This is a genomic window from Flavisphingomonas formosensis, assembly GCF_009755815.1.
Lineage (GTDB): Bacteria > Pseudomonadota > Alphaproteobacteria > Sphingomonadales > Sphingomonadaceae > Flavisphingomonas > Flavisphingomonas formosensis.
Window position 1 is genome coordinate 1 of the sequence record NZ_WRPK01000020.1, and the last position, 14,472, is coordinate 14,472.

The 14,472-nt window shown below is 59.9% G+C and carries 12 protein-coding genes and 1 pseudogene; 7 read left to right on the plus strand and 6 right to left on the minus strand.

The genetic code is table 11. From position 1 onward, the window contains the following. Window positions 1–113: 113 nt before the first annotated feature. Together GQY20_RS30870 and GQY20_RS30875 are read right to left on the minus strand one after the other, a co-directional pair. Window positions 114–875: pseudogene (locus GQY20_RS30870) on the minus strand (NAD(P)H-dependent flavin oxidoreductase); the annotation flags it as partial. A 168-nt stretch (window positions 876–1,043) separates the two neighbouring features. Further along, window positions 1,044–1,904 carry an isocitrate lyase/PEP mutase family protein gene (locus GQY20_RS30875; protein WP_157221029.1) on the minus strand — a complete coding sequence of 287 codons (861 nt, stop codon included), beginning with the start codon at window positions 1,902–1,904 and terminating at the stop codon, window positions 1,044–1,046. Between the two features lie 533 nt (window positions 1,905–2,437). Here GQY20_RS30875 and GQY20_RS30880 point away from each other — a divergent pair. The 7 genes from GQY20_RS30880 to GQY20_RS30910 all read left to right on the plus strand — a co-directional run bounded on the left by GQY20_RS30880 (window position 2,438) and on the right by GQY20_RS30910 (window position 10,737). Then, window positions 2,438–3,856 (plus strand): 3-isopropylmalate dehydratase large subunit, encoded by a 1,419-nt coding sequence (locus GQY20_RS30880; protein WP_157221030.1) that lies wholly within the window; start codon window positions 2,438–2,440, stop codon window positions 3,854–3,856. Then, entirely contained in the window at window positions 3,853–4,470 is a 618-nt protein-coding gene (leuD, locus tag GQY20_RS30885; protein WP_157221031.1) for a 3-isopropylmalate dehydratase small subunit, read from the plus strand. The genes GQY20_RS30880 and leuD overlap by 4 nt, the downstream gene beginning before the upstream one ends. 169 nt (window positions 4,471–4,639) lie before the next feature. Further along, window positions 4,640–6,286 (plus strand): long-chain fatty acid--CoA ligase, encoded by a 1,647-nt coding sequence (locus GQY20_RS30890; protein ID WP_157221032.1) that lies wholly within the window; start codon window positions 4,640–4,642, stop codon window positions 6,284–6,286. A 91-nt stretch (window positions 6,287–6,377) separates the two neighbouring features. After that, complete coding sequence (locus GQY20_RS30895; RefSeq protein WP_157221033.1) at window positions 6,378–8,726, plus strand: TonB-dependent receptor; 2,349 nt, start codon at window positions 6,378–6,380, stop codon at window positions 8,724–8,726. A 129-nt stretch (window positions 8,727–8,855) separates the two neighbouring features. Then, the gene (locus tag GQY20_RS30900) at window positions 8,856–9,674 is read left to right on the plus strand and encodes an SDR family NAD(P)-dependent oxidoreductase (protein WP_157221034.1); all 819 of its coding nucleotides are present in this window, start codon (window positions 8,856–8,858) and stop codon (window positions 9,672–9,674) included. After that, window positions 9,671–10,450 (plus strand): SDR family NAD(P)-dependent oxidoreductase, encoded by a 780-nt coding sequence (locus GQY20_RS30905; RefSeq protein ID WP_157221035.1) that lies wholly within the window; start codon window positions 9,671–9,673, stop codon window positions 10,448–10,450. Before GQY20_RS30900 ends, GQY20_RS30905 begins: the two co-directional genes overlap by 4 nt. A 77-nt stretch (window positions 10,451–10,527) precedes the next feature. Further along, window positions 10,528–10,737 carry an MDR/zinc-dependent alcohol dehydrogenase-like family protein gene (locus tag GQY20_RS30910; RefSeq protein ID WP_157221036.1) on the plus strand — a complete coding sequence of 70 codons (210 nt, stop codon included), beginning with the start codon at window positions 10,528–10,530 and terminating at the stop codon, window positions 10,735–10,737. Between the two features lie 16 nt (window positions 10,738–10,753). Here GQY20_RS30910 and GQY20_RS30915 read toward each other — a convergent pair whose 3' ends face one another. The 4 genes from GQY20_RS30915 to GQY20_RS30930 all read right to left on the minus strand — a co-directional run bounded on the left by GQY20_RS30915 (window position 10,754) and on the right by GQY20_RS30930 (window position 14,402). Next, a complete protein-coding gene (locus GQY20_RS30915; RefSeq protein ID WP_232476350.1) occupies window positions 10,754–11,005 on the minus strand; it encodes a helix-turn-helix transcriptional regulator in 252 nt (83 codons plus the stop codon). A 431-nt stretch (window positions 11,006–11,436) separates the two neighbouring features. Next, the gene (locus GQY20_RS30920) at window positions 11,437–12,444 is read right to left on the minus strand and encodes an NAD-dependent epimerase/dehydratase family protein (RefSeq protein WP_157221038.1); all 1,008 of its coding nucleotides are present in this window, start codon (window positions 12,442–12,444) and stop codon (window positions 11,437–11,439) included. Further along, the gene (locus GQY20_RS30925; RefSeq protein WP_157221039.1) at window positions 12,441–13,016 is read right to left on the minus strand and encodes a TetR/AcrR family transcriptional regulator; all 576 of its coding nucleotides are present in this window, start codon (window positions 13,014–13,016) and stop codon (window positions 12,441–12,443) included. The genes GQY20_RS30920 and GQY20_RS30925 overlap by 4 nt, the downstream gene beginning before the upstream one ends. Window positions 13,017–13,463: 447 nt before the next feature. Further along, a complete protein-coding gene (locus tag GQY20_RS30930) occupies window positions 13,464–14,402 on the minus strand; it encodes an AraC family transcriptional regulator (RefSeq protein WP_232476351.1) in 939 nt (312 codons plus the stop codon). Window positions 14,403–14,472: the final 70 nt, after the last annotated feature.

A 14,472-nucleotide genomic window follows, 5' to 3' on the forward strand; every position in this document is an offset into this window, starting at 1 on the left:
ATGGCGGCAGGTTGCGAGACCAGGTCTGCTGACATGGCAAATCCTTTCAGAGTGGTTGGTAGCAAACCGACTCTGATCTTCCTCAGGCCGCTATCCAACTCTCATCATGGAATCTTTTCCGTCTCAATGTCCCGGAGGCGCGAGACACTCGCGTTGTTGAGGACTCGTTCGGTATTTTTAAGCGAGCGCATAATCAGCCGCGTGTCCATTTCAGTCGCGTTAAGAAGCGCCCGCTTCACGTTGGGATGTACCGGCGCTTCCTGAGTGGCGATGAAACGGGTGCCCATGTTGATGCCGTCAGCTCCCAGCGCGAGCGCCGCTACGAGGCTGCGAGCATCGGCCATACCGCCGGAGGCGAGAAAGGGAACCTTCAGTTGATCGGCAGCGCGAGGCAGAAGGATGAGATTGGGAACATCATCTTCCCCGGGGTGGCCACCGCATTCAAAGCCATCGACACTCACCGCGTCACAGCCGATGGCTTCTGCCTTGCGCGCGTGTCGGACCGAGGTGCACTTATGAATAACGGTGATCTTTGCGCTTTTGAACGCCGGTATATATTCTTCTGGACTCCGGCCTGCGGTTTCAACAATCGTGACACCGCTTTCAGCTATCGCGCGAATATATTCTAAATATGGTGGACTAGAAAAGGTCGGCAAGAATGTCAGGTTTACTCCGATCGGTCTATCCGTCATCTCTCTGCATCGGAATATCTCGCGAGACAATAGCTCCGGAGTGCGTTGGGTCAGACCCGTGATCATGCCTAGCCCACCCGCATTGGAAACTGCTGCAGCTAGTTCAGCCAAGCCCACGAAGTGCATCCCGCCCTGTACGATGGGGAACTCTATGCCTAACAGGTCGGTAATCCGCGTCCGCATTCCAACACCCTTCCTATATATGCTCTGAACGTTTCGCATTCGAAGCGCTGGCGGAACTTGTGAGACTGCTGCCGCGTGGCAGCAGGTTGAAGAGGCCTCTTCGATCGTGCGCTACAGGATATTGGGGGCGGTCATGGAGGCCGCACTCAACCCGGGCGGCGCTTGCCTTTAGGAGTATCGTTCCCCGATTTCCGCCCACGCCGGCAATCCCATTATGTCTGTGAGGTCTTTGAAGCTGGGCAAGAGCCTGCCCTCGGGAAATTCGCCACGCTTTATGAACTCCAGGCTGTACTGAATTACTTCGATGACGCGGAGAAAAAGGCTGGACGTGTAGAACACGATCGAAAAGCCCAGCTCTTTATATTCATTCGGTGTGAGGATCGGTGTGCCACCGCTCTCCGCCGCGTTGATTATAAGAGGTATATCGAAACTTTTTCCTATGGCTTCCAACTCCTGAATTGATCGTGGCGCTTCGATGAAGAGGCCGGCGATACCCTGATCTGCATATCGTTTTCCACGATCAATCGCGGCCTCAAGACCCTCTATACCGCGCGCATCGGTCCGGGCGATGATCGAAAAGCTCCCGTCGGTTCGCGCATCCACCGCAGCTCGCAACTTCAACGCATGCTCATCGGCCGACACCAGGCGCTTCAGCACACCCATATGACCGCAACTCTTGGGGCTGACCTGGTCCTCCAGAATGATGGCGCTGATCCCCATGTCCTCATACGTCCGGACGGTACGATAAACATTTTTGACGTCGCCATAGCCGGTGTCCGCATCCACGATGAGTGGGATGCTTGTCGCCTGTGCAATATCTCGCACGGCTGCGCTCATCTCGCCAAACCCAACAAGGTCGAGATCAGGCAGACCATACCTAAATCCAACAATGCCGAAGCCACCTAGACCCGCGATGGGGAAGCCTGCGCGTTCTATCAGGCGGGTCGATATTGCATCATAGCCGATTGGTACGACGAGCGGATCCTGCTGGGAAAGCAAGGATGAAAGGCTCACGATCCTTCTTCTCATCGTTTCTCCAACTCCATGGGACGTCCAATATTCGCTACTTCACCGCACGCGTGACAGCCCAGCAAGTTGTTGGTTTCTCATCTCGCCTCTTGGAATCGCCGCCCACTTCAGCTTCGCCGGTGACGGGCCACGACTAACGATGGCCAGCCGCTTGTCCAATAATGTTATCCTCAAAATCGATAGCGCGACACTATCGATCGGATGGTGGCGCAGCTTTCCCAGAGTGGAGCTCTATGCACGGTGTCTGTCCATAAACGAAGGCAGTCATCGCCAGGGTCGCGTTGCTGGCGAACAAGTGTCAAGCCACAGCGCCCGAACTCGCCGGCTAGATTTATAATGCGCGCGGCCTCAGGTGGACCGCTATCGGCGGGTGTCTGTACCGGCAGATCGATACCTATGCATTATCATCCGGCTAGAGAACGCTATTGGACGCCGCCGCTGTCAGGCTTTATCTCCCTCGAAGGTCGCTTCGCAACCTGGTCATAATTACGTGGCAGCGGAAGACAAAAGGAGAGGAGCGGGTGCAGCATTCTATGCCTAGAACTCTTTTTGAAAAGATCTGGGACGATCACGTGGTAGATGAACTCGGGAACGGGTTGTGTCTAATCCATATAGATAGGCATTTCCTACATGAGTTGAGCGGATCTGCGGCGCTGATGAATCTCGACAAGGCGGCGCGCAAGGTGCGCAACCGTGAGCTAACCTTTGCAACTCTTGATCACGTGCTTGAAACCACGCCTGGCCGAGGCATGGCGACGCGCATACCTGGCGGCAACGACTTCCTACGGGAGATGACGGCCCGGGTTGTTGCACACGAAATTCGCTTCTTCGACTTGGACGACCCGCGGCAGGGAATCGTTCATGTGATCGCTCCGGAACTTGGCGTCGTGCTCCCTGGGATGACTTTTATTTGCGGCGATAGCCATACCTGCACCGTGGGAGCCGTTGGCGCATTCGCTTGGGGTGTTGGATCAAGCGATAGCGAGCACGCTCTCGCCACTCAGGTGGTGATCGCAAGCAGGCCCAAGACGATGCGCGTCAATCTTGAGGGGGCGCTCCGCGACGGTGTGACTGCGAAGGACGTGATCCTCGCGCTGATAGGTCGGTACGGTGTGGACGGTGGTTCTGGCTACGCGGTCGAGTTTGCGGGCTCTGTTGTCGACGACATGCAGATGTCCGGGCGTTTCACGCTGTGCAACATGGCCGTGGAGTTTGGGGGAAGAACGGGGCTGATCGCGCCGGACGAAACCACGTTTGCTTATTTGAAGGCTGGGGAGTTCTCACCAAAAGGTGGGGCTTGGGACGCGGCAGTCAGCTATTGGCGTATGCTGCCTAGCGACCCAAACGCGGTTTATGACCTGGAACTGACTCTCGATTGCTCGACCCTTGATCCGCAGGTCACATGGGGTATCACGCCCGAGCAGGTTGGCGGATTAAGGGACCCGGTCCCGGTCCACGCGCGCCGAACTACAAGTGTCGGCCGCGCATCCTATGCTCGCGCGATCGAGTATAGCGGGGTCACGCCCAATATGCCGGTGTTAGGCCTGCCCATCGATGGCGCCTTTATAGGATCGTGCACGAACAGCCGTCTCGACGATCTTCGCGCGGCGGCCGCGATCCTGAAGGGCAGAAAAGTCGCTTCAGGCGTAAAGGCGATCTGCACCCCCGGGTCGACGAGCGTAAAGCGGGCAGCCGAGGCTGAGGGCATAGACCTGATCTTCGTCGCGGCCGGTTTCGAATGGCGTGAATCTGGCTGTTCTCTCTGCGCGAGCGGCTCGGCCGGCGGCGAAAGCTTTGCCTTCGGCGGGCGAGTAATCGCGTCCACGAACCGTAATTTCGAAGACCGGATGGGAACGAGCGTAAAAGCCCATTTGGCGAGCCCGCAGACGGTTGCGGCCTCGGCGGTCCTGGGGCGCATTGCAGACGTCCGCGAACTGGAGGCCGCGGGATGAAGAAGTTCACACGAGAAACGGGGATCGGTGCAGTCATGATGCTCGATAATGTCGACACGGACCAGATCATACCCGGTCATATGATGATGAAGGTTGGCACGCAGGGCTTTGGTGACGGGCTGTTTGCCAACTGGCGGTATAAGGCGGACGGCTCCAACAACCCCGACTTCGTTCTCAACCGACCGCCCTTCGACGAGGCGCTGTTCCTTGTCGCAGGGCATAATTTCGGCTGCGGAAGCTCGCGCGAGCATGCGGTCTGGGCGATAAGGGATTTCGGTATCCGCGCGATCATCGCCCCGAGTTTCGGTGCTATCTTCATGCGGAATTGTTATAACAATGGGCTGCTCCCCCTGGTTCTTCCAGAGGAAGAGGTAGCCGCGCTCTCGAAGGCATTAACCGAGCAGGGCGCCGAAATGTCCATCGACCTTGAAGATATGCGAGTCGTCTCACCGGACGGGAGAGTGACTGGCTTCACCCTTTCCGACATCGATCGGCAGCGACTTCTAGGCGGCCTAGATCAGATCGGTGTGACACTGCTGAGAGACGATAAAATCGAGGAATATCAGCGGCTGGATCATCTTCGCCGACCCTGGGTGTACGACGTTCCTGGATGAGCGGCGAGAACACTGGCTGGGCTGAGAAGACACCCGAAGTGAAAACGCCAGCATGAATAAATTTCGGAGCGGATTGCGTGATTGAAATAAGTTCGTTCTTCGGGACAGACGGGCAACCGTCCATCCAAGGCCATCGCGCTCCTTGCGCCCCCGTGCAGGCGAGAAGCCGATGAACGGGCTGATGCAAGACTATCCGCTCCTGCTGTCGACCCTGATCGAGCATGCCGCTCGCAATCACGGGGCGACCGAGGTGGTGTCGCGTGACTGTGATGGGGTTGTCCGGCGCTCCGATTGGGCGGGTGTTGCGGCGCGGGCGCGTAAGGTGGCAAACTTGCTCGATAGGCTCGGGGTTGAGGAGGGCGACCGTGTGGCTTCGCTTGCTTGGAACACTTCCGACCACCTCGAACTTTACTTTGGCGTTCCCGGATCGGGTCGTGTCCTGCACACTGTCAATCCCCGCCTGTTTCAAGAGCAGATCAACTATGTCATCGATCATGGCGGCAGCCGATTCCTCTTCGTCGATCGCGACCTCCTACCCCTGGCGATCGATATCGCCACGAAGCTACCCCGGATAGAAGCCGTCATTGTTCTGAACGCCCATCCCCCGCACGATGCGGAGGTGACCTGCCTGGATTATGAGGCGCTTCTTTCCCGCGAGACCGATCAATATAATTGGCCGCGGCTGAACGAGGAGAGCGCGTGCACGCTCTGCTATACGTCCGGGACTACCGGAAATCCCAAGGGAGTCCTCTACAGCCACCGTTCCACCGTCCTGCACGCATTCGGAGCCCTCATTGCCGATGGCATGGCGCTCTCCGCGCTGGACACGGTGTTGCTGGCGGTGCCGCTATTTCACGTCAACGCCTGGGGTGTTCCCTTCGCTGCCGCGATGAGTGGCGCGAAACTCGTCCTGCCCGGACCGAGGTTGGACGGGAAATCAATTTATACCTTGCTACGTGACGAGAAGGTCACGTTCACTCTCGGCGTCCCTACGCTATGGATGGGCTTGTTCGAATATCTCGCTTCGGACGTCAGCGCGGGAGAACTGAAGGCGCTACCGTTGCAACGTGTTCTCGTAGGTGGATCGGCGGCTTCGGTCGATCTCATCCGGAAGTTCGACAAGATTTTGGGTGTGGAACTGATCCACGCTTGGGGCATGACGGAAACCAGCCCGCTCGTGACGGTCTGCAAACCGCTCCAGCACCATGCTGGCATGTCCGAGGATGATCTGTATGAGTTCCGCGCCAGCCAAGGCCGCAGCTTGTTCGGAGCGGAACTGCGTATCGTTGACGACCGGGGCGATGAACTTCCTCGGGACGGCGTGAGCACGGGCGATCTCCAGGTTCGAGGCGCTTGGATCGCCAACCGTTACTTCGGCGGTGACGAACCTGCCGTAGATGGAGAGGGCTGGTTTCCGACGGGCGATGTCGCGCGGATTTCCGCTGATGGGTTCATGAGGATCACCGATCGTTCGAAGGACGTCATCAAGTCGGGAGGCGAGTGGATCAGTTCCGTCGATCTCGAAAATGTTGCGGTCAGTCATGCGGGCGTTGCGGAAGCCGCCGTGATCGGCGTGCCGCATCCGAAATGGCAGGAACGGCCCTTGCTGCTGGTTCGCGCGGCGGCGGGGCAGGTGCTCAAGTCGGAGGATCTCATGGCATACATGGCCGATCGGCTCGCCCGCTGGTGGTTGCCGGACGATATCATTTTTGTGGACAGTCTGCCTCACACGGCGACGGGCAAGCTCTCGAAAGCCCGACTGCGCGACGCGTACCGGTATCATTTCGCGGCCTGCCGTGACCTGTCAGGAAACTGACCGTCATTCTGCGACGCGACCTCGGCGCTTTGCGCGGAACGGAATAAGCCAGAGCGCGAGCACATCGCGGCCACTAAGATGGAGGGGTAAAATGAAGCACATCATCCAATTCAGTTCGTTCGTATCCTTGTTAGCGCTGGCGGGGACAGCTTCCGCGCAAGGCAACAATGCGGCTACGACCATAGCGGCGGACCAGCCCTCGCAAAGCGAAACCCAAGACATCATCGTCACCGCGCAGAAGAGGTCTGAGCGCCTGCAGGACGCGCCACTGTCGATCAACGCGGCGTCAGGCGCCCAGCTACAGTCAGCCGGCATCACCAATACTGACCAGCTGCAGAAGCTGGTTCCCGGCTTTACCGCCGAGAAAACGGCATTCGGCAATCCGGTCTTCTTCATTCGTGGCATCGGTTTCAACGACACGACTTTGGGCGTCAGCCCGGCCGTTTCGATCTATATCGATCAGCAGCCTCTCACTTATTCGCCGATGGCCCGTGGCGCCATACTCGATTTGGAGCGCGTCGAGGTGCTGAAGGGGCCGCAGGGCACGATCTTCGGACAGAACTCTACCGGCGGTGCGATCAACTACATCGCGGCAAAGCCGACGCGCGAAGTGAAAGCGGGCTTCGATCTTACTTACGGTCGTTTCAACGAGGTGGACGCTGAGGCGTTCTTGAGCGCGCCAATCGGCGAAACCCTGTCCATCCGCGCTGCGGCCCGAAAGGAGTATCGCGACGGCTGGCAGACAAACTATGCCAATGGCAGCACCAACGGCAACACGGATTTCGTGAATGGTCGCCTTTCCCTGAAGTGGGAGCCTATGGCTGCGGTAAGCTTGCTCCTCACGGCCTCGGGATGGCGCGACAGGTCGGATGCCCAGCAGCCGCAGCTGGTGCAATATACACCGCTTCTGACCGGCCCGGGAGCCAACCCCGTGCCGTTCCCGATCGACACCTTCCCGACCGCCCCGCGTAATCCCCGCGCAGGGTCCTGGGGGCCCAACAACGATTTTCGGCTGGACAACTGGCTGTATCAGTTTTCCGGCGACCTCGAAGCCGATATCAACGACAACCTTCATCTAGCGTCGCTGACATCCTATGCCCGCTATCATCAACGCGTGCCGATCGACATCGACGCGACCATCTATCCCGCGGCCTATTCGATCGGACCCGGAGATATCGAAACCTTTTCCCAGGAACTTCGCTTCAACGGCAAGATCGGCGATGCGGTGGCCTGGATGATCGGCGGCAACTACAAACATGATAGGGTCAAGGAGACCGTTATCGTCGATCCCCTTACCACATCGGGGGCGGCACTGTTCGGATTTCCATTCTCCAGCTTCGCAATCGATAATGACCAGAATGTGAAATCTTGGGGCGTATTCGGAAGTCTGGACTATCATATTAATGAACAGTTTACCTTGCAGGGTTCGGCGCGGTACACGAAGGAAGATCGGGACTATGCCGGATGCAGCAGGGATTCGGGCGACGGCACTCTCGCCGCGAGCGTTTCCTTCCTCACCGGCCTCCTGGGAAATCCGCAGACGGTCGCACCGGGCGGGTGCGTGGTTCTGGATAATATGGCCAACGTCCAGCCGATCGTCAGGAATCAGCTCAATCAGGACAATGTTTCCTTCCGCACCAGCCTCAACTGGAAGCCCAATCGCGACACGCTGGTTTATGCCAACATAACGAAGGGATATAAGTCGGGCAGCTTCCCGTCGCTCAGCGGCGCGCTGCTGGTTCAGCAGTTCGAGCCGATCGGCCAGGAATCCGTGCTGGCTTACGAACTCGGGACGAAGCTGGCCTTGGAACGCAAGATCCAACTATCCGGTGCTGTATTTTATTATGACTATCGCGACAAGCAGTTGCTGGGCACCTTCGTGGGCGCATTCGGACCTCTGCCGGCGCTGGTGTCGATCCCCAAAACCCATGTAAAGGGCGCGGAACTTTCGCTGGCTTTTGCTCCTTTCTCGGGCCTCAGCCTCACGCTGAACGGGACGCATATCCTGACGCGTGTGGACAGGGACCCCGTAAATCCAACGGGCCCTTACGGCAATCCCACGAGCTTTGTCGGCCATTCGTTCCCGCTGACGCCCAAATGGCAGGGCACTGCCGACGCCCAATACCGCTTCCCTGTCAGCGGGGCGCTGGAAGCCTTTGTCGGGACCACGATCACGGCACGCACGGGCACAGTGTCTTCGCTTCTCAGCGAAGATCCGGCGGTGGCACCGCTTGAGCGGCTGCTCGAGGTGCCGGGATATGTGCTGATCGACCTGCGGGCCGGGATCAGCTCGCCGGACGAGCAATGGCGGCTGGAAATATGGGGACGGAACGTCACCAACAAATATTACAGCACGGGCACCAGCCGGATTGCGGATTTCACCACCCGGTTCACGGGCATGCCCGCGACCTTCGGCGCGACTTTGAAGTATAGGATGTAAGGCCGCCGAAAAATACCGGCCCGAATGACGATGAACGGGAGGGTATGACCGCAGGTCGTTCCCTCCCGGCGAACGGCCGGCGGTGCTCGCCAGCTGACAGCACCCATTACCGTCGACGGAGTTTCTGGGATGAGCGAGTTGGGTTCGAGGCGGCTGGAAAACAGGGTCGCGTTTGTCTCCGGGGGGGTGCGCGGAATCGGCCTTGCCGTCGTGGAGCGCTTTGTTCTCGAAGGGGCGGCGGTCGTCCTCTCAGATCTGGATGCCGAGGGGAGCCCCGTCGTCGAGGCGGTCTTGTCTCGCCTCGATGGCGCGGCCAGCTATGTACGGGCGGACGTATCGGTCGAAAAGGACTGGAGCGGCGCCCGCGATTTCGTGGAGTCGAAGCATGGCCGGCTTGACATCCTCGTCAACAATGCCGGCATGGGCGTAGCCGGCAAAGTCGAGGCGCTTACGCTGGACGAATGGCGCAGGCAGATGGCGGTCAACGTCGACGGTACATTCCTGGGAACCAAATATTTCATTCCGCTAATGGCGCGGCCTCAGGCCGATGCGCCGCGAGGCGCCAGCATAATCAACGTCAGCTCCATCGCGGGCATGGTTGGCTATAGCGAGACCAGCGCCTATTGCGCGTCGAAGGGAGCGATCCGCACGTTCACCAAATGCGTTGCCGTCGAGATGGCCGCGCGAAAACTTCCCATCCGCGTCAATTCCATCCATCCGGGCTATGTCAGGACACCCTTCCTCGATACGGGATTTCAGCGCTGGGTCGATCAGGGCATGGGCGAAAGTGTAGACGCGCTAATCGGAAACGTCTCGGCGGCGACACCGATGGGGCGTCTTGCCGATCCTTCCGAAATCGCCGGCGCGGCCTTTTTCCTGGCTAGCGACGACAGCAGCTACATGACCGGTTCGGAACTGGTCGTCGACGGAGGCTGGACCGCGCAATGACACATGTTCTGACCAACGTCGTCGCCCTCGTGACGGGCGCTTCCGGCGGGATCGGCCGCGAGCTCTGCAAGGCGATGAAAGCGGCCGGGGCGATAGTCGTCGCCACCGGTCTCGGCGGGGTCGGCAAGGAAGTCGTGGCCGATCATCATCTCGACCATGACGTCACGGATCCGGCTGCCTGGGATCGTATCGCAACCTTCATCGAACAAGCCCATGGGCGCCTCGATGTTCTGGTGAACAATGCGGGCGTGTCCATCGTCAAGAAGTTTGAAGATACCTCGCTGGACGAGTGGCGGCAGATTCAGCAGGTCAATGTCGAGTCCATGGTGATCGGATGCCAGGCGATGCTGCCGCTGCTCAAGGCGGGCGGAAAGGCGCGTCCCGGGGGAGCCTCGATCGTCAACTTCTCCTCAGTCTATGGGCAGCGCGCCTCGCCCCTTAATGCCGCCTACTGCGCCTCCAAGGCGGCGGTTGCGATGCTGTCCAAATGCATGGGGGCGGAGTTCGCCGCCTATGGCTATGATATTCGCGTTAACAGCGTGCATCCCGGCGCCATCGAGACAGCGATGACGGACCACGTCGCTGACCGTCTGATCGAACTTGGCATGTCGCCATCGCGGGATGCCGTTCTTCAATGGGTGAAGTCCACGCATCCTATCGGTCGGATGGGCCGCGCCGAGGAACTGGCTGGCGGCGTGATCTACCTGTGCTCCGAAGCCGCAAGTTATGTGACCTGTTCGGAACTGAACATCGATGGCGGCTTCGCGGCAACCTAGCCGACCGCCATCCAATGAGGATGCCTTTGACGGCCGGATGCCGTGCCGGCGCCAATCCACGACGGATGACAACAGCCATGACAGAAAATCGCCGCTTTATCCTCGCCCGCCGACCGGTGGGAATGCCGAAACCCACGGATTTCCGCATCGAGACGGGGGCGGTGCCGTTTCTCGAAGAAGGTGGTCTGGTTATGGACCAGGCTTGCGATTCTCGTAACCCATTGATGCACCGCCTGAAAATGGGCGACTCCTTTCAGAAGGTGCCGGTAATTGGGATCTGCTCCTGATGCCCAGCTGTGATCATCATGCGTGGTCACCGTGCTGCTCGGTGAGTCGCTTTGATGCACGGCATTGCACCTTATTCTTCTCGTCCCACGCGTCGAGCTCCTCGACAGGATAAAGCACGGCTTTCCCGACTTTCACAAACGAAGGGCCGATTCGCATCGCTCGCCAGTTGCGGAGTGTCCCAACCGAAAGGCCGCCTTGATAGCGTTCCGCCACTTCATCTGGGGTTAGAAATTTGCTGTGCGTCATCAACGCCTCCTTCAGCGTCACCGGGCGGAGCTCGTCTCCAGCTTGGGTCAACATCCGGGCGCAGGTGTTGCCCGGCCCTCTGCGCCCTGGATCACTGCTGGGACCACTTCGATCCGCTGGCCCACGCAGCCTCACGGAGGTTGACGCATTGAAACCGCTCTGAGCGGAAGCGGGTCTACATTGCTATCGGGCAAATGGATACCGTAGGCGGCACATAGGCGGGGTCTCTATTCAGTCTTCGGAAAACAGCCAAGCGAAGCTTCGAACGACACCAAACAGGGGGCGCGCTGTTCGAGACCACGGATTCGTCATGACGCGCGGGCATTCGGCGCGACGGTCGCCGATCGGCAGTAGCGAAGGGGTTACCCCGCGAGCTCGGCCAAACTTGTTGCAGGGCAGGGCGAGCGAGACGCATCGGCTTCGTGAGCCTGAAACACGGACCTTTTCCGTACCTACGAGGCGACTTGCGAATCGGCCATCCCCGCTGCTGCCGCAGCCTCGATGTACATCTGTCTGCCGGCGCTCCGACTCGTTTTTCCGACATAGCCGAGATCGCGCCTGGCCGCTTGGTCGTCGATCGTGAACTCGCGGCCGATCATCCGTACCAATGACCGCGACAGCGGAGGATCCGCCTTGTTGCCGGTCAGCGTTGCGACCACCTCCATGATCCAGCCAATCAGGAAGGCCAGCCGAAACGGTATCGATCGCACGCGGTCAATGGATACGCCCAGGGCGGTGGCGATGAGTCCAATGAAATCCCGGAAGGTGTTCGTTTCCTTATCTTGAATGAAGTAGGGGCGTCCGCCTTCCCCGTGCCCGAGAGCGCATTGAATTGCTTCGATCAGGTTATCGACATGGCACGTGGCGAAAGGATAGTCGCCGCGATGAAAGAACGCGAAACGGCCGGAGGCGATGGCCTGAGGAAGCTGCTTGCTGAACGTGTCACCCGGACCCCACAAGGCAGGCGGCCGCAACGCGATGGTCCGAAAGCCGGGCTTGTTGGCGGCGAGAACAAGGGCTTCGGACTGAGCCTTGCTAGCCACATAGCCCGAAAAACTTTCAGGATAGGTACGCGCGCGCTCATCGGCGTTGCGGATGCGCGTGCCGCCATCATCCATAATCACGCCTGCCGCGCTGATATGGACGAAGGTTTTCACGCCTCCCTGTTCTGCCGCGCGCAAGAGTGTATTGGTCCCTTCGACGTTGATTTTGAAGTAGGGCGCTCTCGGGCCTGCGAAGCGGAAGTAGGCCGCTGCATGCACGACGGCATCGATCTCGGGCAGACGTATCGACCCGCTATTCGCCAAGTCGCCGATGATCGGGTGCGCGCCCTTCGCGGCAAGATGCTCCGCGTCCGCACCTGAGCGGGTAATCGCCACGACTTCGTGGCTGCGTGACACTAGCGTCGGAATGAGACGGCTGCCGAGGAAGCCAGTGCCTCCTGTAACAAGAATCCTCACGGTCTAGCTCCCTTCTCGGTAGGAGACAGGATGGTCTTGAGCGCGCTCTCGCGCAGGTCCGTCAGGACGGCCTCGCCGGGCGCGGGCGCTTTGCGAAGGCGGGCCGTGACATGAAGCAGCGATGCGGCATTCGCGGATGCCCACATCCGGTCCGCCGCCGTCTCGACATCCATTGCAAGACGTCCCTGCCGGTCGATCGCCCGCAACTGCTCACGCAACAGATCGAACGCCTGCTCCGCTGCCGGGATGCGCCCGCCCTGAAGCACTCGGCTCAGCATCGCGGCGTAGAGACGCGGCCGCGCCGCTGCGAAGCGTACATAGTCGTTCCAGCCCTCGATCAGGGCGAGGATGGGATCGGCAGCCCGCTCCGCGGACTGCTTGGCTTTGAGGAACTGCGAGAAAGCTTCTTCAAGCGCCGCGCTCAACATGCCGTCGGCATTGCCGAAGTGGTGGTAGAGCGTCGGGGCCGATACGTCCGCGATCGCGAGCACGGCGCGGGTCGAGAATCTCGCTTCGCCCTCTTCTTCGAGCACTTTCAGGGCGGCCGCTATCAGGATTTCACGCGTGTCCATGCCGTTGTATAGCGCTGCTATAGCTTTGTGTCTATAGCAGCGCTATACGGAAGGGGAGGGTACTTGGTTGCGCCAATGCGGATCTTCGTTCCCATACGGGTCGGGAGGCTGAGCGGCCGTTCAGACGCTGAGAAAGATGCGCGATGCCCCGATCCGCGCCGGCCGAGCATGGCGTTCGTACGGCAACTGTCAGCCGTTGGGCGAATGGATACTGTCGGCAGGGTCTATCCAGTCTTCGGGAACAGCCAAGCGACGCTTCTACCTGAGCGGCAACATCGTTCGATCGCAGGGTCTCCGCCCCATTCATTCGACAATGTCTGGCATCGCGGGAGGTGCACCGCGCAGCGGCCGACGGAAAATCTCGGCGCAGACGACGCCGGCGAGTGCAGCAGCACCACCGATGACATGATATGAACGCACAGGTTCGCCGATCGGCGGTAGCGTCGGCTACACGTTTGTCCGACCATAGCGAGCCGGCGGCACACCCGCATATCGCGCGAAAGCGACGCTGAAGGTGCTGGCGGAACTGTATCCTACGCGCTCTGCGACCTGGTCCAATGTGAAGCCCTGGTCGCGCAGGAGGCGCTTGGCCAGAGCCATGCGCCAGGCCACGAGATACTCCATAGGCGGCATGCCTACGGCCCGATTGAAGCGCGCGAAGAATGCCGAACGCGATAAAGCCGCTTCGGAAGCGAGTTCATGGACTGTCCACGGATGTTCGGGGCGCGCGTGAACGGCGCGTAGCGCAGATGCGAGCCGATCGTCGGCAAGCGCCCGGCCCAGGCTTGGTGCCGATGCTGTCTCACCTCCGCATCGAAACGCTTCAATTAACAGCACCTCCAGCAGCCTTTCGAGAACGAGCTCGCGGGCGGGCCGATGCGCGCGGGTCTCGTCACCGACCAACTGCATCAGTGTCGCAAGCCGCGGTTCTCCGCGTACGAGAGCAACCTGCGGCAGCAGGGGCACGAGCAGCTCCGCATCCGGCGAACCGAAGCAGCAATGCCCGATCCGCATCCGAAGGTCCGCCGGCCCGTCTCCGCGGCCGACGCGAAAACAGCCCTCGGCGATCTCGACCCGTTCTCTGGTGGCTTCCTCCGGCGGCGCGTCCACGCTTGCAAGGATGAGGTCGTGCGGGGCGGGGACCAGCATGAAATCTCCTGCCTGCAATATCGCAGGCGGTTGGCCATCGACCGCTACCTGGCAAGCCCCGTCCAGCACGGCGTAATAGAAAGGGTTTCCTGTCAAGGCGCGGTGGATTTTCCAGGAGCCGGCGCATTCCACCAGCTTGGAGAAGCGGGCCGCGGGTTGGAGCAGTGTGACGACCTCGGCGAGAGGATCTGTGGTCATTGCAGGACTAAAGCTAAAGAAATCGAGACGTTTAAACATAGCTGGTCTCGATCGCCTTGACTAGATTGGTGCGCGGATAATCGAGCGCCTCGTGGCGAGCATGCGGAAA